The organism is Candidatus Clostridium eludens, assembly GCF_045310515.1.
Classification (GTDB): Bacteria; Bacillota; Clostridia; order Clostridiales; family Clostridiaceae; genus Clostridium_B; species Clostridium_B eludens.
Genome location: NZ_JBJHZX010000003.1, coordinates 24,319 through 49,513 on the forward strand (window position 1 = coordinate 24,319; position 25,195 = coordinate 49,513).

General features: G+C 31.8%; 27 protein-coding genes. 23 read left to right on the top strand and 4 right to left on the bottom strand.

From position 1 onward, the window contains the following. Positions 1–50 precede the first annotated feature (50 nt). Entirely contained in the window at positions 51–236 is a 186-nt protein-coding gene (locus tag ACJDU8_RS02635; RefSeq protein WP_406790761.1) for an HI0074 family nucleotidyltransferase substrate-binding subunit, read from the top strand. A 380-nt stretch (positions 237–616) separates the two neighbouring features. On the opposite strand, the gene ACJDU8_RS02640 is transcribed toward ACJDU8_RS02635, so the two are convergent. Continuing rightward, entirely contained in the window at positions 617–889 is a 273-nt protein-coding gene (locus tag ACJDU8_RS02640) for a DUF1294 domain-containing protein (RefSeq protein WP_406790599.1), read from the bottom strand. Between the two features lie 87 nt (positions 890–976). Continuing rightward, positions 977–1,285 (bottom strand): PadR family transcriptional regulator, encoded by a 309-nt coding sequence (locus tag ACJDU8_RS02645; RefSeq protein ID WP_406790600.1) that lies wholly within the window; start codon positions 1,283–1,285, stop codon positions 977–979. Positions 1,286–1,497: 212 nt separating this feature from the next. Between ACJDU8_RS02645 and ACJDU8_RS02650 the strand changes: the two genes are divergently transcribed. The 4 genes from ACJDU8_RS02650 (at position 1,498) to ACJDU8_RS02665 (ending at position 5,284) form a co-directional block, all read left to right on the top strand. Further along, positions 1,498–2,142 (top strand): ABC transporter ATP-binding protein, encoded by a 645-nt coding sequence (locus tag ACJDU8_RS02650; RefSeq protein ID WP_406790601.1) that lies wholly within the window; start codon positions 1,498–1,500, stop codon positions 2,140–2,142. Beyond that, complete coding sequence (locus ACJDU8_RS02655; protein WP_406790602.1) at positions 2,130–2,900, top strand: ABC transporter permease; 771 nt, start codon at positions 2,130–2,132, stop codon at positions 2,898–2,900. The genes ACJDU8_RS02650 and ACJDU8_RS02655 overlap by 13 nt, the downstream gene beginning before the upstream one ends. A 453-nt stretch (positions 2,901–3,353) precedes the next feature. Continuing rightward, the gene (locus ACJDU8_RS02660) at positions 3,354–3,752 is read left to right on the top strand and encodes a hypothetical protein (RefSeq protein ID WP_406790603.1); all 399 of its coding nucleotides are present in this window, start codon (positions 3,354–3,356) and stop codon (positions 3,750–3,752) included. Between the two features lie 647 nt (positions 3,753–4,399). Then, positions 4,400–5,284 carry a DMT family transporter gene (locus tag ACJDU8_RS02665; RefSeq protein WP_406790604.1) on the top strand — a complete coding sequence of 295 codons (885 nt, stop codon included), beginning with the start codon at positions 4,400–4,402 and terminating at the stop codon, positions 5,282–5,284. 29 nt (positions 5,285–5,313) lie between these two features. On the opposite strand, the gene ACJDU8_RS02670 is transcribed toward ACJDU8_RS02665, so the two are convergent. Beyond that, positions 5,314–5,895 carry a 5' nucleotidase, NT5C type gene (locus tag ACJDU8_RS02670; RefSeq protein ID WP_406790605.1) on the bottom strand — a complete coding sequence of 194 codons (582 nt, stop codon included), beginning with the start codon at positions 5,893–5,895 and terminating at the stop codon, positions 5,314–5,316. A 181-nt stretch (positions 5,896–6,076) separates the two neighbouring features. Between ACJDU8_RS02670 and ACJDU8_RS02675 the strand changes: the two genes are divergently transcribed. The 13 genes from ACJDU8_RS02675 to smpB all read left to right on the top strand — a co-directional run bounded on the left by ACJDU8_RS02675 (position 6,077) and on the right by smpB (position 19,597). Further along, on the top strand, positions 6,077–6,328 hold the full coding sequence (locus ACJDU8_RS02675; RefSeq protein ID WP_406790606.1) for a BMC domain-containing protein: 252 nt from the start codon (positions 6,077–6,079) through the stop codon (positions 6,326–6,328). Between the two features lie 175 nt (positions 6,329–6,503). Then, entirely contained in the window at positions 6,504–7,268 is a 765-nt protein-coding gene (locus ACJDU8_RS02680) for an N-acetylmuramoyl-L-alanine amidase family protein (protein WP_406790607.1), read from the top strand. A gap of 56 nt (positions 7,269–7,324) precedes the next feature. Continuing rightward, a complete protein-coding gene (gene splB, locus ACJDU8_RS02685) occupies positions 7,325–8,332 on the top strand; it encodes a spore photoproduct lyase (protein WP_406790608.1) in 1,008 nt (335 codons plus the stop codon). 182 nt (positions 8,333–8,514) lie between these two features. Next, entirely contained in the window at positions 8,515–8,982 is a 468-nt protein-coding gene (trmL, locus tag ACJDU8_RS02690; RefSeq protein ID WP_406790609.1) for a tRNA (uridine(34)/cytosine(34)/5-carboxymethylaminomethyluridine(34)-2'-O)-methyltransferase TrmL, read from the top strand. A 55-nt stretch (positions 8,983–9,037) separates the two neighbouring features. After that, positions 9,038–9,877, top strand: a complete 840-nt coding sequence (locus ACJDU8_RS02695; RefSeq protein WP_406790610.1) for a DegV family protein — start codon at positions 9,038–9,040, stop codon at positions 9,875–9,877. A 417-nt stretch (positions 9,878–10,294) separates the two neighbouring features. Then, positions 10,295–11,302, top strand: a complete 1,008-nt coding sequence (gene gap / locus ACJDU8_RS02700; RefSeq protein WP_406790611.1) for a type I glyceraldehyde-3-phosphate dehydrogenase — start codon at positions 10,295–10,297, stop codon at positions 11,300–11,302. A gap of 119 nt (positions 11,303–11,421) precedes the next feature. Next, a complete protein-coding gene (locus ACJDU8_RS02705; RefSeq protein ID WP_406790612.1) occupies positions 11,422–12,618 on the top strand; it encodes a phosphoglycerate kinase in 1,197 nt (398 codons plus the stop codon). Positions 12,619–12,637: 19 nt separating this feature from the next. After that, the gene (tpiA, locus tag ACJDU8_RS02710) at positions 12,638–13,384 is read left to right on the top strand and encodes a triose-phosphate isomerase (protein ID WP_406790613.1); all 747 of its coding nucleotides are present in this window, start codon (positions 12,638–12,640) and stop codon (positions 13,382–13,384) included. Between the two features lie 15 nt (positions 13,385–13,399). Continuing rightward, positions 13,400–14,947 carry a 2,3-bisphosphoglycerate-independent phosphoglycerate mutase gene (gpmI, locus tag ACJDU8_RS02715; RefSeq protein ID WP_406790614.1) on the top strand — a complete coding sequence of 516 codons (1,548 nt, stop codon included), beginning with the start codon at positions 13,400–13,402 and terminating at the stop codon, positions 14,945–14,947. Positions 14,948–15,029: 82 nt separating this feature from the next. Then, the gene (gene eno / locus ACJDU8_RS02720) at positions 15,030–16,322 is read left to right on the top strand and encodes a phosphopyruvate hydratase (RefSeq protein WP_406790615.1); all 1,293 of its coding nucleotides are present in this window, start codon (positions 15,030–15,032) and stop codon (positions 16,320–16,322) included. 179 nt (positions 16,323–16,501) lie between these two features. Further along, entirely contained in the window at positions 16,502–16,735 is a 234-nt protein-coding gene (gene secG, locus ACJDU8_RS02725; RefSeq protein ID WP_406790616.1) for a preprotein translocase subunit SecG, read from the top strand. Between the two features lie 214 nt (positions 16,736–16,949). Further along, the gene (gene rnr, locus ACJDU8_RS02730; protein WP_406790617.1) at positions 16,950–19,085 is read left to right on the top strand and encodes a ribonuclease R; all 2,136 of its coding nucleotides are present in this window, start codon (positions 16,950–16,952) and stop codon (positions 19,083–19,085) included. A gap of 38 nt (positions 19,086–19,123) precedes the next feature. Continuing rightward, on the top strand, positions 19,124–19,597 hold the full coding sequence (gene smpB / locus ACJDU8_RS02735) for an SsrA-binding protein SmpB (RefSeq protein WP_406790618.1): 474 nt from the start codon (positions 19,124–19,126) through the stop codon (positions 19,595–19,597). Between the two features lie 76 nt (positions 19,598–19,673). Here smpB and ACJDU8_RS02740 read toward each other — a convergent pair whose 3' ends face one another. After that, positions 19,674–20,561 (bottom strand): LysR family transcriptional regulator, encoded by an 888-nt coding sequence (locus ACJDU8_RS02740; protein WP_406790619.1) that lies wholly within the window; start codon positions 20,559–20,561, stop codon positions 19,674–19,676. A 130-nt stretch (positions 20,562–20,691) separates the two neighbouring features. Between ACJDU8_RS02740 and ACJDU8_RS02745 the strand changes: the two genes are divergently transcribed. From ACJDU8_RS02745 to ACJDU8_RS02765, 5 genes are all read left to right on the top strand, one after another. Beyond that, positions 20,692–21,939 (top strand): APC family permease, encoded by a 1,248-nt coding sequence (locus tag ACJDU8_RS02745; protein WP_406790620.1) that lies wholly within the window; start codon positions 20,692–20,694, stop codon positions 21,937–21,939. Between the two features lie 321 nt (positions 21,940–22,260). After that, on the top strand, positions 22,261–23,490 hold the full coding sequence (locus tag ACJDU8_RS02750) for an ammonium transporter (protein ID WP_406790621.1): 1,230 nt from the start codon (positions 22,261–22,263) through the stop codon (positions 23,488–23,490). A 251-nt stretch (positions 23,491–23,741) separates the two neighbouring features. Further along, positions 23,742–24,107 (top strand): P-II family nitrogen regulator, encoded by a 366-nt coding sequence (locus ACJDU8_RS02755; protein WP_406790622.1) that lies wholly within the window; start codon positions 23,742–23,744, stop codon positions 24,105–24,107. Positions 24,108–24,385: 278 nt separating this feature from the next. Then, positions 24,386–24,715 carry a hypothetical protein gene (locus ACJDU8_RS02760; RefSeq protein ID WP_406790623.1) on the top strand — a complete coding sequence of 110 codons (330 nt, stop codon included), beginning with the start codon at positions 24,386–24,388 and terminating at the stop codon, positions 24,713–24,715. 244 nt (positions 24,716–24,959) lie between these two features. After that, a complete protein-coding gene (locus tag ACJDU8_RS02765; protein WP_406790624.1) occupies positions 24,960–25,103 on the top strand; it encodes an AgrD family cyclic lactone autoinducer peptide in 144 nt (47 codons plus the stop codon). The last annotated feature ends 92 nt before the right edge of the window (positions 25,104–25,195 follow it).

The window sequence follows — 25,195 nt, forward strand, 5'->3', positions numbered from 1 at the left end:
GTAAATATATTAATCAACCTCTTGAAACAGAATTAGAACGTGCTGGTATTATACAGTTTTTTGAGATTGCTTTTGAACTATCATGGAAATTGATGAAGGACTACCTAGAAGCACAGGAATTATATACAAAAAGCCCAAGGGAAACAATCAAGCAAGCTTATCAAATAGGGTTAATTGATGATGGACATGTTTGGATAGATGCTCTTGCAGATAGAAATTTGACTATACACTTATGATGATAAATTGGCAGAGAAAATGCTTAAAGATATAGTGCAGATTTATTTTCCTGAACTAAAAAAACTTTATGAAAAGTTGATCAAGGAGCTTTATTATGCATCCTAGGATCTCGGGAGGAACGTCCAGCTGAGCTCAATATCATAAACTTAAGGAAATCTGATTAACATTTTTGTCTATCAGGTTTCCTTTTTGAACAAGGAATATCTTGAGGATCTTTATCACTCTACCGAATAAATATATTATTCTGTTCATAGGCTTTATAGGAATGTGGATATTGCTAGTTGGGCTGGCTCCTTATCTAAAGTTTAAGCTGTATATTTGGTTTACTGCCCCGATTGCTTTAAAATAAAAGAGTATCCTTCTATAAAAACCATCTGTGTTACCTAATTAGATTATTTATGTATTTGAAATACAAAAATAACTGAAATGCAAGAATACATGGAATTCCTACAACAAATTTTGGATGTTTAGTTTTATGTCTAAAAGTATACATGCCTAAAAAAATACCTAAACTTCCAAATAAAATAGCTGTAATAAAAAGCTTGTTTTCAGATATTCTCCATTTTCCTTTTTTAGATTTGTTTTTATCCAAATACATTAATATAAAGCCATATATGTTTATAAGTAAAATATAGTATAAAAATATTTTCATAACTTAAAGCCCTCTTATCCTTTCTTAAGTGGTAAATATATTATATGAGTAAATTGGAATACAACTTTCTGTAAAAATAAAATAGGTCTAATCTTTTATTTCTTTAAATAATTCGTATGCTTTTGATTTTGCTTCTTTAAGAACATCTTCTCCAAACTTAGTAATTGAATAATATTTTCTTATCTTTCCCTCCACATTTTTATCTTCAACTTTCAAAACACCGTTTTTTTCCAGAGTGTGAAGTATAGGATATAGTGTCCCCGCACTGATTTCATATCCGTGCTCCTTGAGCTCTTCTATCATCCATGCTCCATAAAAAGGTTCCTCTTTGGCATGATGTAATATATGAATATGAATAAATCCTAAAAATAATTTTCTCATAATTTGATCTTGCATTTAAATTCCTCCTGTGATATCCTTGATTTAGAATTTAGATATCGTAGTTCGATATCTAATACAGATATCTGATTCAGATATTAATTTTCGCTATTTATGACATTATTTTATCAATTGGATACACTGCAGTCAAGGAGGGGAGTTAGCTTGAAATAGATATAAATATTCTTAGCCTCCCTGAGTTGTATGCAGAAATAAAGGAAGGAAGTATAATGAATAAACCATTATTTCAAGCCAGTAACCTTATTTATAAAGCTAATTTAACTTACGATAATGTTAGAATTGAAAAGAATAAAATTAATTTTATTGTTGGGGAGAGCGGCAGCGGTAAAAGTACTTTTTTAAGACTGTTGAATCATTCCATAAGTCCGGTATCTGGAGAATTATTGTATAAAAGTAAGGCAATAGAAGAATATGACCCTATTGCTTTAAGACGTGAGGTAAGTCTGGTTTCTCAAGAAGCTTTTCTCTTCCATGAGAGTATTTTAGATAATTTTAAGACCTTTTACTCCCTGAGGCAATTACCTATGCCTGAGAAAGATTATGTCAGTTATATTACTGGACTCTGCTCTGTAAATATTCCCTTAGATCAAAATGCATCTAGTCTTTCTGGTGGAGAGCGTCAAAGAGTCTATATATCTATTTTTTTATCATTATGTCCAAAGGTTATATTGTTGGACGAACCCACTTCAGCACTAGATGAAAAAAACAGTTATAAAATAATAAAAAATATAATAAATTTTTGTAAGAAAAAAAATATTGATATTGTAATTGTAAGTCATGATAAAAATATTGTTCAGGAGTTTTGCCAAAATAAAATTGAAATAGTTAAGGAGGACAAAATTTGGAAGGAGTAGTTTCAATGGGTATTTATCAGTTTTTGCTTATTTATTTACTGCTAATTATGGTGCTATTAATAATGAAAAAATCAAAAGTTAATCAAACAAAACTCCTTTTAGCTGCAAGTTTAAGAATGTCAGTTCAACTGGTAATTGTAGGTTATATACTTCAATATATATTTAGTAATCCAAAGCCTTTGTTTACTGTTGTTTTTCTTATACTTATGATAACATTTGCTGTTAATAGAGTAATTAAAAGCAGAAGGGATCTAAATTATAATTTTAAGATTGCAATAGGAACTTCTTTAACATTTTCAGGGATTTTTATTTTATTTTTCTTTATGACTGCAGTTGTTAATAAATCTATATTTAATCCTAGATACAGCATACCTTTAGCCGGTATGATAATTGGAAATGCCATGACTGGAATAAATATTGGAATAAAAACCTTTATGGATTCTATAAGTAAAGAAAAAAGTAAAATTAATACTTTACTCAATTTAGGAGTAGAACCTAAAGATATTTTGAAACCCTTTGCTAATAATGCCTTAGAAACTGCTTTAATTCCCACCCTAAATTCCATGGTAGGAATGGGAATAGTATTTTTACCTGGAATGATGACAGGACAGATATTATCTGGCACGTTACCTACCACAGCAATTATGTACCAAATAGCTATTATGATTGCAATCTGTACTTCAGTTTGCATGACAGTGTTTTTATCATTAAATTTAGGCTATAAGTCTTTATATAATAATAGAAAACAATTACAGTAAAAATGACTTACTGTTGAGTCTGATACTGTTAGGAAATCGATAAACAAAAATATATAATCCTTATTCTAAATAAATATATTTTAATGCGGAAATTATTGCATTAGAATATGTGTAAAATTTAACGATAAATAAGGAGAAAAAAGTCCATTAGAGTATATATCAGGCATATAGGGTCTAATGGATGTTTTTTATTTTTATCAAAATTTTGCATGTAATATCTTGATGAAAATTTTATTTAGAGTTAGATATAATGCCAATCAAAACAGATGAAAATAAAGAAGTAAAACTTTATAAATAAATTATAAATTGTGTGGACATATTTCTTGTAGAGGAGTATAATTAAATTAAAGAATGATAATAATTTAACAATATATATTTTACAAAAGTAAGAATATTTTAAAATATAGAAGAAATGATTTATAAAAATTAAATTTTAATAAGGAGGAAATTTTTATGAGTAATTCTTTAACAAAATACCATGATTTTGATACAGTAGATGAACTTTTAGGAAAATGGTTTGGTGAGCCTAAGAATTTAGTAGTTAATTGCAAGAATAAAGATATGTCTCCTGTTTGTTGGGAAGAAGCCCCAAATGGTTACAAAGCTACTTGTAGAACAGTAGGAATAAGACCTGAAGATGTTAAGGTGATTTTAAAAGATGATAATATACACGTAAGTGGTAAGAGTGTTTTAGATAACTATGATTACTGTGTTAGCTACAATTTACCTCTGGATTGGAATATAAGAAACAATATTGAATGTATAGACTACAGGACACAGGATGGAATAACCATTGTTTATCTTAATGTAAAAAAGGGATTTAAAAAAGGTATTGACATAAGGCGAATATAGAACATGAGAAGAATACCAGCCTTTTATTTCAAAATCTAATTTTTATCATATGCCTAAAAACTTATAATTTATTATATAAGAGAGCTTATAGAAATATAAGTTCTTTTTTTATTGAAAGAAAATTTTAAAAAGGCTTGACTTTTATTTATTCAACACCATATTATTATATAAAATAACAAAAATATGACTGAAAATTTATTTATCCGATGGCTGCCATTGCTAACACCCCCATCGCACTCTGTGAAAGCAATTCACACAAAATTAAAAATTTTGGTTCTCTACTTTTCTATCAAAGTGGGGGATAAGCACTGCTACGCGCCTGGATAAGTTCTTCTCCTAAAGGATAACGTATTCTAAGTGCTAAAGACACTAAGAATACTGTTAATAAGGTTCAGCAGGAGAGAGTCATCCTTATAAGCAAACTCCATCTGAACCTAAGAATCACTTGATATTTTAGAATTTTTAGTTCTTATTTAATAATGTAATTTCAAGGGGGCTTTTAATATGTATTATTTGAATTTATTTGAAAATGATCAACCAGTTGCCCATTCTTAATCTAGAATGAGGATAGGTAGTTATGGTGATATAATACCTCATTTTAGATATTACATGAATACAAATAAATGAAAAGACGGAGGATATTTAAAATGAAGGAAAAATTAATGGGATCGTTATGTTTATTTTTGGCGGCTTCTATATGGGGTTCAATGTATGTACTTAGTAAATATATTCTGGAGTTTGTCTCGCCTATTACATTAGTATGGCTTAGATATGCTATTGCATTTGTAGTGTTATTTATAATACTTATGGCTTTTCAACATAAAAAAAATTATAAAGTTGTGATGAAAAAAAGGGACTGGCTCCTTATAGCATGGATAGGATTTATAGGATATTTTATATCCATTTTTATGCAATTTATGGGAACAAAACTATCTGATGCACATACAGGTTCTTTAATTACAGCATCTACACCAGTTTTTGTTGTTTTGTTTGCCAGATTTATATTAGGAGAGGCATTTACCAAGAAAAAAATAATCTCATTAGTACTTGCTACATTAGGTGTTGTTATAGTTATAGGACTAGATACAATGTTTTTAAAACACTTTTTAGGAAATATAGTGCTAGTTGGAGCTGCTGTAACTTGGGCATTATTGTCTGTTTATGTTAAAGTTGCATCAAAGCGCTTTGATTCTTTAGTTACCACCACCTATGCAATGCTATTTGCACTGATATTTACAACTCCTTTAATGTTGTGGCAAAATGAAAATATTATTTCAATTTTAAATAATGGACAACTTTTATTTGCAATAATTTATATTGGAGTTGTATCAACGGCAGGCGCATTTTTTTTATGGAATAAGGGTCTTGAATTAATGGATACGGGAGTAGGATCTTTGTTTTTGTTTTTCCAGCCTGTTACAGGGTCAATTTTAGGCTGGCTTTGTCTTGGTGAACAATTAAATGCCAGTTTTTTTATAGGGGGAGTATTAATAATAATTGCCATGATTATAGCTTCTAAAGATGGAGTATAATTAAATCTAAGTTATTTAAAGAAATGCTATTATATGACTTTTTTCTGTAATAGCATTTTTTCTAAAATACCATATATTTCATTCCAATTAAAAACTCTTGTTATATTTTTATTTAGGGGCACACGGTTGTAGTTGGTATCTATTAATAAAGTTTTAAATCCATTTTTGGACAACTCTAGGGCATTTTCATAACAGTCTTCTATAAATACGTCACAATTTAAATTTATGGCTGTATCTACCTTGTAAGAAGTTCCTAGTACAAAAACTCCGTCATAGGGTATGTTGTGTTTGTTTAAATAATAATGAGTGAGAATTTCCAAGTCCTTTTCTCTGGCAGTTACAAAGTAGATATTATTTGTTTTTATAAGTTTTTGAATAATTTTTATTGCATCTTTTCTTATAGGTTCTTTTCCATTGTGAAGCTCAAATTTATTTTTATTATAAAAATCTATATATTCCTTTCTGGTTACTCCCATAACTTGATCAACCCTATATTGGGTTATTTCCTGAATGGATACATTCTTTTTGAAGTGTTTATTAGCGATATCAAGCCAAAAATAAGGATCGGTAATTGTTCCGTCAATATCAATACATATATTAAGGTACTTCATTTTTATCAACTCCTTTGTAGAATATATTAATATATGAATGTTAATAACGTATTAAAATTAAATAAAATATATGTTTACTAAAAATATGCTGTAATATTGAAGCAATGATTATTGTAAAATATAGAAATAGTGATACTAAAAAGAGACAGGAAAAGTATAAGTATAGTGGAGGTATTATAATATGGGAAAAGCACTGGGAATGGTAGAAACCAGGGGACTAATAGGAGCTATGGAAGCAGCAGATGAAATGGTCAAAAATGCTGATGTAGAGTTAATAGGATACGAAAAAGTAAGTGCAGGATTGGTAACAGTAAAAATAAAAGGAGATGTAGGGGCAGTAAAGGTGGCTACCCAGGCCGGGGCAGAAGCTGCCAGAAGGGTAGGACAATTAGTAGCGGTACATGTAATTCCCTCACCACAGATAGATGTTTAAAAAAATAAAGAAGAATAGATAAGTAAAAGTGTGTAAAATAGTCCGAAGAAACAAAAATTGAAGTATTCGGACTATTTGCATGACTAAATCTAGATAAATAAAATTTAGATTATATGGAATTTAAAGGAAATAAATGTTATAATTACATTAAGCAATTTCTAGATTCAGATGGAGGATGAATTATAAGAATAGAAAAGAGAGTAGTGATATTATGCCATTTAATAGCAAGAAAAAAATTATGTTTTCTTGTGTTTTTTTTACTTTGCTTATGTTGATTTTTACCAAACATATTAGTATAGCAAATAGGAAAAATTCAATTAATATAACAGCATCTCCTATGGCAAATATAGTGAATAAAGATAAAGACAAGCATACTTCTCTGAAAAAATACTACATAGTTCTTGATCCGGGACATGGAGGTATAGATAAAGGTACTAGCTATGGAAATATGGAGGAGAAGAATATAACTTTAAAAATCGCAAAGTATGCTAAAACTTATTTAAGTAGTAAGGGAAATGTAGTATTTCTTACCCGAGAAGAGGACAAGCTGTTGGGACTTGATGAGATAGGAGACATAGTGAATTCCTCTTGTGCAGATGCTTTTGTTTCTATACATGTAAACTCATTAAATGATAAAAACTTTAAAGGTATAACTACATTATATTATGATGTAAATGGGTATCAGGAGGAAGAGAGAATAAAATTAGCTAATGCCATAGAGAAAGAGTGCGTGAAGAGTGATAATTGGGAAAGTGAAGGCATAAGAAAACAAAATTTAGCAGTGTTAAGATATAGCAAAATACCCGGAGTATTAGTGGAATGTGGATTTATAACTAATGCAGAAGACAGGAAGAGATTATCGGATGAAAAAGTATTAAAAACATTAGCACAAAATATTTCAAATGGGATAATTAATTATTTGAATGAAAGTGGAAGATAAATTTTATAAATATTTTTAAGTCTTATGATTATACTATTTTTGAGGTGAATTTTAGCATGTTTATACCAAAGAGAGTAGTATTTGAAGAAAAAGCTTTAGAATATAATTTAGGAAAGGATATTTTTAATTATTTTAAAGATAAAAATGTAGAAATAATTTATTCTAAAAGTGGGAGGATAGTTGGAATACCAGGTAAAAGTCCAGAGGAAATGTATTTTCAAGGCAAAAGTACTTTAGTGGTAGGTATAAGAAAAAGTGCCAGCTTTCAATCCTGTAAACCTTCTGCTAATTATCAGCTGCCTCTGTGCAGTGGGTGTATGGGAATGTGTGAATATTGCTATCTAAACACCCAAATGGGTAAAAAACCCTATGTAAAAGTATATGTTAATTTAGATGAAATATTAAATAAAGCTAAAGAATATGAAATGGAAAGATATCCGGATGTAACTGTATTTGAAGGAGCTGCCACTTCTGATCCAGTTCCTGTAGAATTATATACAGGAGCTTTGAAAAAGGCCATAGAGTTTTTTGGCCTCAGTGATAATTCTTATTTTAGATTTGTTACAAAATTTACAGACATAGATAGTTTACTTCATTTAAAACATAATGGCAAAACTACCATAAGATTTAGTATTAATACAGACAGGATAATAACACAATTTGAGCATAAAACTCCAAAGGTAGAGAAAAGGTTAAATGCGGCCTTTAAGGTGGTAAAAGCTGGTTATAATCTTGGCTTTATAGTTGCACCTGTATTTTTATATTCTGACTGGAAAGAGGAATATAAACAGCTTTTAGATAAAATAAACAATATGTTTTCTGGGGAACATATTTCTTTTGAGATAATATCCCATAGGTTTACAAAAAGAGCCAAAGAAAATATTTTAAAAGTATATTCTAAAACCAAGCTTCCTATGGAGGAGGAGTTAAGAAAATTCAAATACGGTCAATTTGGTTACGGTAAATATATATATAAACAGGATGAACTACAAGATATGAAAAAGTTTTTTGATGAAAATATAGCAATAAATTTCGGTGCTGATGCTATAAATTATATTATATAATTTATAGCATCTTCTCTTTACTGTATTATTATTATAGAGTAATATATTTATAGTTAAGAGTTATAGGGTCTATTGAAGTTTCAATTCAATAAATTTTTCTTACTTTTCACTGTTCACTTTTAATTTTTAACTACCAGTGCTTAAAAGGACTAAAGTATTACATTTAGGGGGAGGAACTGAAGTTGAGTTTAAATATAGTTTTATTTGAACCTGAAATACCTCAAAACACAGGCAATATTGCCAGAACTTGTGTACTTACGGGTTCAAGACTTCATCTGATAAAACCTTTAGGTTTTAGTTTGGATGAAAAGCATTTAAAAAGAGCAGGTCTTGATTATTGGAAGTATCTAGATCTGACTGTGTATGATTGTTATGAAGAGCTTAGGGAAAGATATAAAAAAGGCACCTTTTATTTTTCAACTACTCATGGAAAAAATCTTTATGAATGTATAAAATTTAAAGATGAAGATTTTATAGTTTTTGGAAAAGAAACCTGTGGCTTGCCTGATAAAATAAGAAATAGCGATCCGGAAAAATGTATAAGGTTACCTATGATAAAAACAACTACTCGTTCTTTAAATTTATCCAATGCTGCAGCCATAGTTGTTTATGAAGCCTTAAGACAGATGGATTTTCCAAATATGAAATAAGGAATATTTGGGCTTATATGTATGTCTACATACCTAAGGAAGGAGCTATTTTAAAATGGAGAAAATAAAAATAGTAACAGACAGTACTGCAGATTTACCGGATAGTATATTGAAAAAATATGATATAGAAGTGCTTCCGCTTCTTATTAATTTAGGAGAAAATTCTTATAGGGATGGAATTGACATAGATATTCATACTCTTTTAGATAAAATGGATAAAAGTCATGTTTTTCCATCAACAACACAGATAAATCCTCAAATATTTTCAGAATGCTATAGTTCTTACATAAAGCAGGGATATAAAATAGTTTCTATTCATCTTTCATCTAAAATGAGTGGTACATATCAATCCGCATGCATTGCAAAAGAAATGCTTGAAACAGAGGATATAATTGTAGTGGATGGCATGAATGTAACTTCCGGGTTAGGACTTCAGGTTATTAAGGCTGGCAAATTAAAGGAGGATGGACTTGGAATAAAAGAAATAGAAAGAAAAATAAAAGAAATTTCCCTACATATAAAAAGCACTCTTGCATTTAATAGCCTAGATAATCTTGTAAAGGGAGGCCGTCTTTCTAAAACAGCTGGAGTTATAGGCAACATTTTGGGAATAAAAATAATAGTTACAGTAGAAAATGGAGAAATGGCAGTAGTTGATAAGGTAAGAGGAAGTAAAAGAACTCTTAGAAATATGATAGAATATATTGACAAGCAGGGAATAAAAGAAGGAGAAATATCCATATTGCTTCATGCGGGAGAGTCAGATATATTAGAGGCATTAAGAACTCATCTGCAGGAAAAGAAAATAGAATTTATAGAATGTGAAGTGGGATGTACAGTGGGAGTACATTCAGGTTCCAGGGCTTGTGGGTTATTTTTTGCGGAAAATTATTAGAATGGAGCAGTAGGTCAAATTCTATCATCGGGCATATAAAAAAATATACTAATAGGGCTATTAGTTATTTTTTTATATGCCTTATATTTATGAATATTTTTGTAGGAACTGCGATAAAATATAAATAGGAAACGGGATAAAATACTCATAGGGAGAAAAAATTCAATTCTCCCTATGTTTTTTTAAGGATGAAGTGATTCTTAGGTTTAGGTGGAGTTTGCTTATGAGGAATGCTTTTCCTCATCTGAATCTTATTAACAGTATTCTTAGTGTCTTTAGCACTTAGAATAGGTTATCCTTTAGGGGAAGAACTCATCCAGGCGTGTAGCAGTGCTTATTCCCTGCTTTGAAGAAGTTGGGGGTGTTAGCTAATTACCGCCTTTAGGATAAATATTTTAGTGTTAGGAGGAATCAGAAGTGACTAAAGTTGGTATTAATGGCTTCGGTAGAATAGGTAGAAATGTATTTAAAGCACTAGTAAAGCACTATGCTGATGAACTGGAAGTTGTAGGTATTAATGATTTAACTGATGCAAAGACATTAGCTCATTTGTTAAAATATGATTCATTGTACGGAAAATTTCAGGGTACTTTAGATGCAAAGGAAGATTCAATAGTTGTAAATGGAAAAGAAGTGAAAATATTTGCAGAAAGAGATCCTAAAAATATAGATTGGAGTTCATTAGGTACAGAAATAGTTATAGAGTCCACAGGACTATTTACAGATGCTTCAAAGGCTAATGCACATATTGGAGGAAGTGTTAAAAAAGTTTTGATATCAGCTCCAGCTAAAAATGAGGATATTACCATAGTTATGGGGGTTAACGAAGAAACTTATGATTCTTCTAAACATAATATAATTTCAAATGCATCCTGTACTACGAATTGTCTTGCGCCTTTTGCAAAGGTACTCCATAGAGAATTCGGCATAGTGAAAGGGTTGATTACTACAGTTCATTCATATACAGGAGATCAGAGATTGCTTGATGCTCCACATAAAGATATGAGAAGGGCCAGAGCTGCAATAGAATCAATGGTGCCAACTACTACGGGAGCTGCAAAAGCAGTTGCATTAGTACTTCCAGAGCTAAAAGGCAAGCTAAATGGGTTTTCACTTAGAGTGCCTACTCCTACGGTGTCCTGTACAGATTTAGTTGCAGAACTCTCAAAGGATATTACTGTAGATGTGGTAAATGCAGCATTAAAAAAGGCTGCGGAAACTGATATGGAGGGTATACTTGGATATACCGAAGAACCTTTGGTATCCATAGACTATAGAGGTGATGAAAGATCATCTATAATAGATGCACTTTCAACTATGGCTATAGGTGGAAATATGATAAAAGTTATTGCCTGGTATGATAATGAATTCGGATATTCCACTCGACTGGCGGATTTGGCTAAATATGTTGCTGACAGACTATAATTATTACAAGGTTCCTGATCTTTAGTTTTTGCTATAAGACAGGAATTTTTTACTATAATATTTTATGGAACAGTTGTATAATGTTAAATAGAGTGTTTATAAAGGAGTTGAAAAGATAGATGATTTTTAATAAAAAGACAATTGAAGATATAGACGTAAAGGGGAAAAGGGTGCTGGTAAGATGTGACTTTAATGTACCTCTAAAGGATGGTAAAATTACAGATGAGAACAGGCTTATGGGGTCACTTCCTACTATAAAGTATTTAGTAGAAAATAGTGCAAAGGTTATACTGTGTTCACATCTTGGAAAGCCAAAGGGAGAACCAAAACCAGATATGTCATTGATCCCCGTTGCAAAGAGGCTTCCAGAACTTTTAGGAAAAGAAGTGATATTTGCAGCAGATGATAATGTAGTAGGCCAGAATGCTAAATCCGCAGTGAAAAATATGAAAGATGGCGATATAGTACTGCTGGAAAATACAAGGTATAGAATAGAAGAGACTAAAAATCAGGATAACTTTTCAAAAGAGTTAGCATCTCTTGGAGAAATTTTTGTAAATGATGCTTTTGGTACAGCCCACAGGGCACATTGTTCCACTGTAGGGGTTACGAAATTTTTACCTATAGCTGTATGTGGTTATCTAATACAGAAGGAACTTGAATTTTTGGGGAACGCAATAGAAAATCCATCTAGACCCTTTGTAGCTATACTCGGTGGCGTAAAGGTTTCCGATAAAATAAATGTAATAAATAATCTGCTGGAAAAAGTAGATATTTTGATAATTGGAGGAGGAATGAGTTATACCTTTGCAAGAGCTGAGGGGTGTACCATAGGAACTTCAGTGGTGGAAGAGGATAAAATAGAATATGCAAAGGAAATGATAGATAAGGCAAAGTCCAAGGGCATAAAATTATTACTGCCCATAGATAGAATAGTTGCAGATAAGTTCGATGCAAATGCAGAGCCTATATTAGAAGAAGATAGAAATATAAAAGATGGTTACATGGGAATGGATATTGGTCCTAAGACTGCCAAATTATATGCAGATACTATAAAGGGTGCTAAAACTGTAATTTGGAATGGACCTATGGGGGTATTTGAATTCGAAAGTTTTGCAAAAGGAACTTTTGCCGTGGCTAAAGCTATGGCTGAATCTGGTGCTGTCACTATTATAGGTGGAGGAGATAGTGCCGCAGCTATAAATCAGCTGGGTTTTGGAGATAAAATGAGTCATATATCTACAGGTGGAGGAGCTTCTCTTGAATTTTTGGGCGGAGAAGAATTGCCGGGAATATCAGCTCTAAATGATAAATAGAAACAAGGGGGAATTATTTATGAGGAGACCAATAATAGCTGGAAATTGGAAGATGAATAATAATATAGAGGAGTCGCTGAAGTTAATCCAGGAATTAAAGCCTTTGGTAAGTAATGCAAAGTGTGATGTAGTTTTATGTCCGCCTTATATTTGTCTGGATGTAGTGGTTAAAGCAGTAAGTGAAACTCATATAAAAGTTGGAGCACAAAATATGCATTATGAGGAAAGTGGTGCATATACTGGGGAAGTGTCTCCGGGAATGTTGAAATCGCTTAAAGTAGATTATGTAATAATAGGACACAGTGAAAGAAGACAATATTTTAATGAAACTGATGAAATAATTAATAAGAAGGTAAAAAAAGCCTTTGAATATGGTATAATTCCTATAGTTTGTTGTGGGGAAAGCTTACAGGAAAGAGAGGATGGCATAACAGAGGAAATTTTAGCAAGACAGATAAAACTGGATATTAAAGGTCTTCAAAAGGAACAGGTGGAAAAATTGGTCATAGCTTATGAGCCTATATGGGCTATAGGTACAGGTAAAACTGCTACGGACAAACAAGCTAATGATACAATAGCTTACATAAGAAGTGTAATTGAAAAAATGTATGGAATGCAAATGGCGGAAAGGGTAAGAATTCAATATGGCGGTTCTGTAAAGCCTGCTACAATTAAAGCACAGATGGAACAGCCTCATATAGACGGGGCATTGGTTGGGGGAGCCAGCTTAAAGTCAGCAGATTTTGCAGCCATAGTAAATTATTAAATTTTGGAGGAAAAGATGAAAAGAAAACCAGTAATGCTTATAATATTAGATGGTTTTGGAATTTCTAAGGAAGAAAAGGGAAATGCCATTAAGGCAGCATATAAACCTAATTTTGATAGATACTGTGAAAATTATCCCCATACTGAGCTTAGAGCCAGCGGTTTAAGTGTAGGATTACCTGAGGGTCAAATGGGTAATTCGGAAGTGGGACACTTAAATATAGGAGCAGGAAGAATAATATATCAGTCACTGACCAGGATTACAAAATCCATAAAAGAAGGAGATTTTTTTAAAAATACAGCTCTAAATAATGCACTAGATAATGCCATTAAGAATAATTCAGATCTCCACCTTTTAGGACTTTTATCACCAGGGGGAGTGCATTCTCATACAGAACATTTGAAGGGACTTCTGCAGCTTGCTAAACAGAGAGGGGTTAGCAGAGTGTATATCCATGCTTTTACAGATGGAAGGGATGTTCCCCCAAGTTCTGCCCATATTTATATAGATGACATGGAAAAGTATATAAAAGAAATTGGAGTAGGAAAAATAGCAACGGTGTCAGGCAGATATTATGCAATGGATAGGGATAAAAGATGGGAAAGAGTACAGATGGCATATAATGTACTGGTACATGGTAAAGGCCATAAGGCAAACAGTGCTGCAGAAGCAGTGAAAAATTCCTATGATAATGGAAAAACTGATGAATTTATAATTCCTACAGTAATTGAAGAAGATAACAGACCTGTGGCTACCATAAAGGATGGAGATTCTGTAATATTCTTTAATTTCAGGCCAGATAGAGCAAGACAACTTACAAGGGCACTAAATGATACCATATTTGAAGGGTTTCAAAGGAATAGATTAGATCTCCAATTTGTAACCATGACTGAATATGACTCCACCCTTGAAAATGTATATGTTGCATTTAAAAACCAAATTTATAAAAACACTTTAGGGGAATATGTAAGTAAAATGGGAAAAAACCAATTGAGGATAGCAGAAACAGAAAAATATGCCCATGTAACTTTTTTCTTTAATGGAGGAATTGAGACACCTAATAAAAATGAGGATAGAGAACTTATTCCTTCTCCAAAAGTTCCAACTTATGACTTAAAACCTGAAATGAGTGCCAGGGAGGTAACATTGAGAGTTTTAGAAAAATTGGATGAGGATAAATATGATCTTATAATATTGAATTTTGCCAATCCGGATATGGTAGGGCACACAGGAATATTTCAGGCTGCAAAGAAAGCTATAGAAGTGGTTGATGAGTGTTTGGGTAAAATTATAAATAAATTATTGGAGAAACATGGTACAGTATTTATAACTGCAGATCATGGGAATTCTGAACAGATGATAGATTATTCTACAGGAGATGCCATGACAGCCCATACAACAAACACAGTTCCATTTTTATATGTATCAAAAAATGCAGCTGAATTAAGGCAAGATGGAATATTAGCGGATATATCCCCCACTATACTCCAGATTATGGGACTTACCCAACCTAAAGAAATGACAGGTAAAAGTCTTATTCTAAAGGATGAAACTGAAAGTTAATTAACTTTTAAAATGCTATATAAAAATAAAGAACTGAAAGGAGTTGAAAAAGTCGTTATATTCTTTATAACGGCGAATGTTTATGAAAAATTATGTAGAAATAGTAGACGTAACAGCAAGACAAATTCTTGATTCCAGAGCAAATCCAACTGTGGAGGTGGAAGTAATATTGGAAGATGGCACTGAAGGCAGGGCAGCAGTACCTTCTGGCGCATCTACAGGGGCATTTGAGGCTGTGGAGTTAAGAGATGGAGACGGAGAAATGTATAAGGGAAAAGGGGTCTTAAAGGCTATAGATAATGTAAATAATTATATAGCAGAAGAACTTATCGGAATGAATGTATTTGACCAGGTTTTAATAGATAAAACCATGTTAGAACTTGATGGGACAAATAATAAGAGCAAACTGGGTGCCAATGCCACTTTAGGAGTGTCTCTTGCATGTGCAAGGGCTGCGGCTAAATATTTAGGCCTCAGCTTATATCAGTACATAGGAGGGGTAAATGCCAAGGTTCTCCCTGTTCCAATGATGAACATAGTAAATGGAGGAAAGCATGCGGATAATAACGTAGACCTCCAGGAATTTATGATAATGCCTCTGGGTGCTCCAAGTTTTACAGAAGCACTTAGAATGAGTTCTGAGGTTTATCATACATTAAAATCACTTTTAAAATCTAAAGGACAGGATACAGGTGTAGGCGACGAAGGAGGATTTGCTCCAAATTTAAATTCCAATGAGGAAGCAATACAAATAATAGTTGAGGCTATAGAAAAAGCTGGATATACTCCGGGAAAGGATATATTCATAGCTCTAGATCCTGCTTCTACGGAAATATATGAAGATGGAAAATACAATTTAAAAAGTGAAGGAAAAATTTTAAGTTCAGAAGAAATGGTGGATTATTATGTAAATCTTGTAAATAAATATCCTATAATATCCATAGAGGATGCCATGGCAGAAGAGGATTGGGAAGGATGGAGTATACTTACAGAAAAATTAGGTGATAAAATACAGCTGGTAGGTGATGATTTATTTGTTACCAACACAGAAAGGTTAAAAAAAGGTATAGATAAAAAGGTTGCAAATTCTATACTTATAAAATTGAATCAAATAGGAACCCTTACAGAAACATTAAATGCTATAGAAATGGCAGAAAGAGCAGGGTATACCGCAGTAGTATCACATAGATCTGGAGAGACAGAGGATACTACAATAGCTGATCTAGTTGTGGCAGTAAATGCAGGACAGATAAAAACTGGTGCACCGGCTAGAAGTGAAAGAGTAGCAAAATATAATCAGCTTCTCAGGATAGAGGAAGAACTGGGAGAAACAGCTGAGTACAGGGGATTAGAGACATTTTACAATATCAAGTAATTTTAGATAAGATTGAATTTTAAAGACTTATTTTTGCATGGGTCTTTAAAATTGCAATTGATGTATATATGTGCTACAATAAGATATCTGAGAATAAATAGTAATTAAAAGATATCTAGTGTGTATGTGAATTTATTTTAGGTTAATATTTCCTATGCAATGGCAGGAGGTGGAAATCCATGCACGTTTTTTTAATAATTGCACAATTGGTAATAGGAATTATGCTTATATCCTTTATATTAATGCAGCCAGGCAAAACTAATGGATTAAGTGGATTCATATCAGGAGGACCTGCTGAGAGTTTTTATTCAAAAAACAAATCCAGGACTTCGGAAGCAATGTTGGCCAAGGTAACTGTTGTATTAGCTGTAATATTTGCGATTATATGCGTAGTACAGAATATAGTAAAATAATTTAAATAGCAGTTTACATAAATAGAGTAGATTAATGCTCTATTTATTTTTTTAATATAGTGTTAATAATTTTTATAAAATATTTTACAATAGAGGTAATATATTGACTTATAACACGAACATAATATATGATTAGGATAAAATAAAAAATATTTGCATAATTATTGAATATTATTATCTTACTAATATCAAGATAATAAGAGGTGGTGAAGAAATGGATATAAAAGAAGCTATTATAGATTTTATTAAAGAACAGGCATATAAGCCTATGAATATAAAAGAGTTGGAAAGAGTATTTTCTATTAAAAAAACTGATACAAAAAAGTTCAAGAGGATATTAGATGAGATAGAGAGAGAAGGCTTTGTAGTTAAAACCCGTACCGATAGGTATGGTATACCTGATAGAATGGGTCTTGTGACAGGAAAATTTCAAGGACATCAAAAAGGCTATGGATTTGTAATACGGTATAATGAAGGAAAAGATATATTTGTGCCATCTTCTAGTTTGAATGGTGCTATGAATGGAGATAAAGTAGTAGTAAAGATAACTAAAGAGGGAGATACAGAAAAGAAATGTGAAGGAGAAATAATAAGGGTACTTGAGAGAGCAAATAACAAAGTTATAGGAACTTTTGAAAATAGCAGTAATTTTGGGTTTGTGGTACCGGAAGAAAAACGAATATATCAGGATATATTTATACCTAAGGATTGTAAAAAGCATGCAGAAACAGGTGATATTGTAATTGCAGAAATAACTGAATGGCCAGGCACAAGGAGAAATCCAGAGGGAAAAATAGTGGATATACTAGGTAAAAAGGGAGAAAAAGGTATAGATATACTAACTATAATAAAAAAGAATAACCTGCCGGAAGAATTTCCGCAAAAGGTTCAGTCTTATGCTGAACATATACCGGAAAAAATACCGGATGAAGAATATAAAAAAAGAATGGATTTAAGAGAAATGCTTACAGTTACAATAGATGGAGAAGATGCCAAGGATTTGGATGATGCAGTGTCTCTGGAAAAACTTCCTGATGGAAATTATTATTTAGGCGTTCACATAGCAGATGTATCTCATTATGTAAAAGAAAAAAATCCTCTGGATAAAGAGGCATTAAAGAGAGGAACTTCAGTTTATCTTATAGATAGAGTTATACCAATGCTGCCTAAAAAATTATCCAATGGAATTTGTAGTTTAAATCCTAATACGGATAGACTAACTTTAAGCTGTTTTATGAAGATAGATCAAAATGGGAAAGTTATAGAACATAATATTGTAGAAAGTATAATAAAAAGTAATGAAAGAATGACTTATACAGATGTAACTAAGATACTTCAGGAAGATAAGGAAACTATAGAAAAATATGATTATCTGGTAGATACATTTAAACTTATGGAAGAGCTATGCAGAATTTTGAATAAGAGGCGAATGACACGAGGAGCCATAGATTTTGACTTCGAGGAGTGTAAGATAACTCTTAATGAATTAGGGGTACCTATAAAAGTTGAACCCTATGAAAGGGGAATATCAAATAGAATAATAGAAGAATTTATGCTTGTGTGCAATGAAACTATAGCAGAGCACATGTTTTGGGCTAATGTACCCTTTGTATTTAGAGTACATGAAGATCCTGATGAGGAAAAATTAACACATTTCAATGAGTTCATCCATAATTTAGGGTATGTTGTAAGGTGGGGAAAAGATGTCCATCCAAAAACCCTTCAGGATATAATAGAAAAGGTAAAAGGGAAAAAAGAAGAAACCGTGGTAAGTACACTAATGCTTCGTTCTATGAAGCAGGCTAGGTATTCTCCGGAGTGTATAGGCCATTTTGGGCTGGCAGCCAAGTATTATTGCCATTTTACATCGCCTATAAGGAGATATCCTGATTTAATTATACACAGGATAATCAAGGAATTTATAAATGGGCAGTTAACTGATAATAGAATAACTAGATTAATTAAAGAAGTAGATTATGCAGCAAGACAATCTTCTGATATGGAAAGATTAGCTCAGGAAGCAGAAAGAGAAGTAGATGATCTGAAAAAAGCAGAATATATGAGTAAGAGAATAGGAGAAGAATTTGATGGCATAATATCTTCAGTGACTAATTTTGGAATGTTTGTAGAAATTCCAAATACAATAGAGGGATTGGTTCATATAAGTACTTTAGAAGACGATTATTATGTATATGATGAAAAACATTTAAGCCTTATAGGGGAAAGAACCAGGAATATTTATAAGCTAGGTGATGAAATAAAAATTTATGTGTCAAGGGTTGACACAGATGCCCATGAGATATATTTTGAAGTAGTAAAAGAAAATCATAATGGAGAAGATGAAGTGTAGGTAAAATAGTTTATGCAAATGGGAAGGGGTGATGAAGTGTGGCGGTTAAAAATAAATCCAATAATAAAACTCTTGCAGAGAATAGAAAGGCAAGACATGATTATTTTATTGAAGAGTCAATGGAAGCAGGAATACAACTAGTTGGAACTGAAGTTAAATCTATAAGGGCTGGTAAGTCCAATTTAAAAGATAGTTATGGTGAAATAAGAGATGGAGAAATATTTATACGTAATATGCACATAAGTCCCTATGAAAAGGGGAACATTTTTAATAAAGATCCTTTAAGAGATAGAAAGTTACTGCTCCATAAGAAGGAAATAGCCAGACTGCTTGGATATACTGCCCAGCAGGGATATACTATTGTGCCATTATCTCTTTATCTTAAAAATGGCAGGGTAAAAGTGAATTTAGCAGTGGCCAAAGGAAAAAAGAATTATGATAAAAGGGATGCCATGTTGGAAAAGGCTGCTAAGAGAGATATTGAGAGGCAGATGAAGGAGAAATTCAGGTAATTACATAGAACAATTTACCTATAAAAGCGGATAAAATGTGAGAAGATTTGATTTTTACAATCTTCTCATATTTTTTCTAAAGGTTTATACTATTATTCAAGTCCCATATAAAGGCTTTTATTGCCGCTGTCATCCATTTATTTTTGTGATAAAGTATTTGTGTCATCATGTTAAAATCACATCCAACTAACTCTAATTCTATTAGATGTTTCTCATCTAATTCTTTTCTCACAGTCATAGCAGGTAATAGAGTAATTCCAAGGTTACTCATAGTAAAAGTTTTAATGGCCTCAATGCTTCCTACCTCTAAAGATAAATGTGGTTTTAAGCCTGCTTTATGAAACATCTTTTCAAAAACATTTCTATAGCTGCACCCTCTTTCTGTAAGAATTAGGGGTTCATCTGCAATATCTTCTATGGTTAGTTTGTTTTTGTGTGACAATTTATTTAATGGCGAAGCCAAAATTACCATAGGTTCATTATAAGACATACATAAGATTAAATCTGGATCAATAATTGGTTCATCTAATATAAATATTAGGTCTACCATGTTATTTTTGAGCATGTTTCTTAAATCGGAGCAGATACCTAATTTGATTATGATTTCAACATTGGGGTACTTTTTATGGTAATTTCTAAGTAATTGAGGAAGCCTTATTGTACAAAGTGATTCAACAATACCAATTCTTAAAGTACCCGTTGGGGTATTTGCATCGCTTACTGCTTCTTTAGCTTCATTTGCAAGTCTTACTATATTTTCTGCGTATTCAAGTAAAATACAGCCTTTTGGAGTTAGTTTCATACTACGTCCGATTCTTTCAAATAGCTTTATTCCAAGTTCCTGTTCCAGGAGTTGAATTTGAGTTGTAATTGTAGATTGAGCATATCCAAGCTCCTCGGCTGCCTTAGAATAACTTTTTAAATGGTTAATTTTACAGAATGTTATTAAATTTCTAAGTTCCATGTTACTTCCTCTCTTTACTTCAATAAAACTGAATTATAATTTCAAATAATTCAATTTTATTAATAATTAATCTTATGCTAATATAACATTAGTAAAAATTCAAGAAATTTTTAGAGAAAGTGGGATAAATATGAGTAAAGATAAAGATATCGGAATCATTACACTTTGTGGGCTTATAGTTGGGCCTATTTTAGGGTCAGGCATAGTGCTGCTGCCGCCTATGGCCTATGGAATTATTGGCAAGTGGTCTGTATTTGCGTGGATTATCATAATGATACTGGGGATTATATTTGCATATGTTTTTATATTTTTAACTCTGAACAGTCCGGGAAATGAGGGAGTCGCAATTGCAGTAGGCAGTGTACTAGGAGATTTCTGGCGTGAACTTGCCCAAAATTTTCTCACAGCTGCCGTTTGTTTCGGACCAGTGGCAGTTTTAATTACTGCCTCAGGTTTTTTAAAAAGTTTTAGGCTTTTTTCAGATATAAATGTTGAAGTAATTGCTTTTGTAATAGAGATCATTTGTGCTGCTGTAATTATTTCAGGTATTAAAACTTTGGGACAGGTTACTCTACTGTTAACAGGATTTACTGCAATATTATTATTATGTGGAAGTGTTTATACTCTGCTTTTTGCATCTAATATACATTTACCTGGAACCTTATTTCCCTTATCTAAATTTGGATATACACTTTTGCTTTTATTCTGGGCTATAGTGGGCTGGGAAGTTATTGGCAACTATATTGAAGATATAAAAAATCCCCCAAAAACGCTTATGAAGGCTATGACAATAAGCCTCGTAATTATTGTAGGATTATATATGGTTGTTGCACTTTCCATACAAAGTATAGTAAATGGTACACATGATATCATAGCAATTATGACTCCTTTATTTGGTGTATTTGCCTTGCCTGTAATAGGAATTATTGCAATGGGGCTTTGTATATCCACATATCTTATGATAGTGGGAGCAGTTTCGAGAATGAGTGCCGCACGTGCAGCAAGTGGTAGATTGCCGGTTTATCTTTCAAAATTAAATAGAAATGAAAGTCCATCTAATGCTGTTATAACTTTTGTTATTATACACTCCTTGGTGTTGCTTCTCACTGGGGCAGGAATTTTAAATCTTGATAGTATTGTAACCTGTGCAAATGTATTTTTTCTCTCTAATGCAATAATTGGGTTATTTGCTGGTTTTCGGCTGCTTCACAATATGAAGCTAAAGACTGCAATTATTATACTCATTATGGCTTTTACTTTACTCTTGTTTAAGGCAAATCTCTGGAGTCTTTTACTTTTAATTATGGTTATCCTCCTATCCCTATATAACAGTAAGAAGTTGGGTATAATTAGTATTCTTAAAAAAACTGTATTGTAAAAATACTAAATAATACTAATATAATTAATAAAATTATACTTGCAAAATTAAAAAATAATAAAATTATAGGCATAAAATTGAGAAATGATGAAAGTCAATTGAATATTAGACTTCTTCTAGAATTTATATATGCATGTAATTTTGCAATTATCAATGAAAACACATTATAAATAATAAATTAATAAAAATTTCAGTATAACTATAGATAATTTGCACAAAAATTAGTATTATATAAATAGTTTCTTTTAAGGGCCTTTAAAAAACTTATATAATAATTTATTTTAATTTATTTTTTAATTTATTTTTCAGGAGGTATATTTTATGAGTGGAGTAAATGGAGCAGATACTGTATTTGTAATTATGAGTACAGTTCTGGTAATGATTATGACTCCGGGATTAGCTTTATTTTACGGAGGCATGGTTAGGGGTAAGAATACGTTAAATAGTACACTTCATAGTTATTCAGCCCTGGCAATAGTATCTATTCAATGGATACTTATTGGTTATACGTTATGTTTTGGAAGAGATATTGGCGGGTTAATAGGTGGTCTCAATTTTGCAGGTCTAAAAGGGGTTGGAATTACACCTAATGCAGCTTATTCAAGTACAATTCCACAGCAGGCATTTATGATATTTCAGCTTATGTTTGCAATAATAACTTCAGCAGTTATATCAGGTTCTATTGCGGAGAGAATGAAGTTTATGCACTGGGTTGTGTTTCTTCTGCTTTGGACAACATTAGTGTATGATCCTATTGCTCATTGGGTATGGGGTGCAGGAGGTTGGTTAAGAACTCTAGGTGCCTTGGATTTTGCAGGAGGCAATGTAGTTGAAATAAGTTCAGGTATATCCGGGCTTGTTGCGGCATTGATGCTGGGAAAGAGAAAGAATGTAGGTAAGCCAAGCAGTCTTCCTTTAACTTGTTTAGGAGCTGGATTACTTTGGTTTGGATGGTATGGATTTAATGCAGGCAGTGCACTTGGTGTAAACGGTGTAGCACTAAATGCTTTTATTACTACCAATACTTCTGCTGCAACTTCTGTTGTAAGCTGGAGTATTTGTGAATATATATATAGAAAGAAGGTAACTTCTCTTGGCGTTGTCAGCGGCATAGTTGCAGGTCTTGTAGCTATAACTCCAGCAGCGGGTTTTGTAAGTCCTATGGCTTCAATAATTGTTGGTTTAGTTGCAGGAACTGTATGTTATATAGCTATTACATTTGTTAAAGCTAAATTTGGATATGATGATGCTCTGGATGTTTTTGGATGTCACGGTATAGGCGGAATATGGGGAGGAATTGCTACAGGAATATTTGCCTGGAAGGCAGTAAATCCAGCTGGTGCAAATGGATTAATACATGGAAATCCAAAGCTTATAGGTATTCAGCTTATAGCTATTTTGGCCAGTATAGCATATTCAGCAATAGGTACATTTGTAGTTATTAAAATAATTAGTGTGGTAGGCAGTATAAGGACAAGCGAAAGAAACGAGCAGACAGGTCTTGATGTTACGGAGCATGGAGAAGAAGCTTACGGAGGACTGGGAATATAATCAAGATCACTTAAATATAGAAATATAGTTGAAAAGTTTTTATAAAATAGTATAAAATCTATATATAGAATATAAATATATATTTTAGCTCATTTCCCATTTTAAATTAGGAATATTAATAAGTTTAGAACTTGCTTAAGTTACTGTAATGGAAAGGACTAACTTTTCAGGAATTGCATATCTTAAATATATACAAATATTTAAAATCATGAAAGAAACTAAAATATATATTTAATAAGGGAGGTAAAACAATGGCTGATAAACTTACAAAGGTAGATATTATTACTTCTAAAGCTAAATTAGACGAATTGAAAGAAGCATTAAACGAAATTGGAATTGCAGGTATGACTGTTACAAATGTTTTAGGATGTGGGGTACAAAAGGGCCATAAAGAGTATTATCGAGGATTAACTATGGATATTAATCTGCTGCCAAAAGTAAAGGTAGAAGTGGTGGTTTGTGAAGTACCTGTGGAATTGGTTGTTGAAACTGCTAAAAAAATTCTTCATACAGGAGAAATGGGTGATGGAAAAATATTTGTTTATAATGTAGAAAATGTCATACGCATAAGCACTGGCGATGAAGGCAGGGCAGCTTTACAATATAGTGAATCTTAAAACAATTTAAAAACATTAGCAATTATATAAGAGATTATACTATATATAAAAATTTGGTATATACTATTATAAGGCATCTTAAAAAAAATAAAATTATTTTAATAGCAAAAGAGAATTTGAGGTACTGAAATATAGTATCTCTTTTTTCTTTTTGTGTTTATATAAAAATAATTTTGTGTTACAAAATATGGTAGGCCTATAAAAGTCCTTTTTAGATTGTACATAAACTTTTATTAATATAAAATTGTTAGTAGAAGCAATAGGAGGAGATGAAAAATATGAGATTTAAAGGTTTATGGAATATTTGTGAAGTAAAGGTCATAAATGGAGATTATTTCAATCTAGAAGTAGAATCTTTTGTTAGAATTCATGATGGTGGAAAGGGAGAGTTTAAATTTGGCCTGAATACAGGTGATTTGACGGGAAAAGTTGTATACCAAGGCAGTACTGAAAAATTTATATTCAAATGGCTGGGCATGGATAAACTCAAAATACTAAATGGCAGTGCATGGATTGAAATTGTAGAAGAGGATTTTATAGAAGGGGAAGTTACATCTTATGATGGAAATCAATGGAGGATTAAAGCTAAAAAAAATAAATTCGTATAAGTTATGTTAAGTTGCGTTGTGTTAAATTATGTTATGTTAAGTTGTGTTATGTTATGATAAGTTATAAAATGGCATTTATGCAATTATTTTTTTGATTTATAAAATGAAATTTGATGGTATTTATTTAATTTCAATAATTTTAAATTTTTTTAATAATTAAGAAGGAAATAATAAAATATTGTAGAATGTATAAAATGAAATATTTAAACTACTTGATAACAAATTATTAAGGAGGATGTGTAAAATGAAACTTTTAAAGGAAAAATTGTTAAGAAAAAGTATGAAAATGTTGGGTAATGTATCTTTAGTTTTAGCAGCAGTAGTTTTAGTTGTAACATCGAGTGGTGGATATTATCAGCCCAAATGCCCTGAGAAACTTTTAAAATAGTAATTTAGGTTTTTTATGAATGTTGTAGGTAAAAACATAGAAATATTAACTTACAACATTTGTAAAAAACCTTGAGAGCAAAGGAGGAGGTT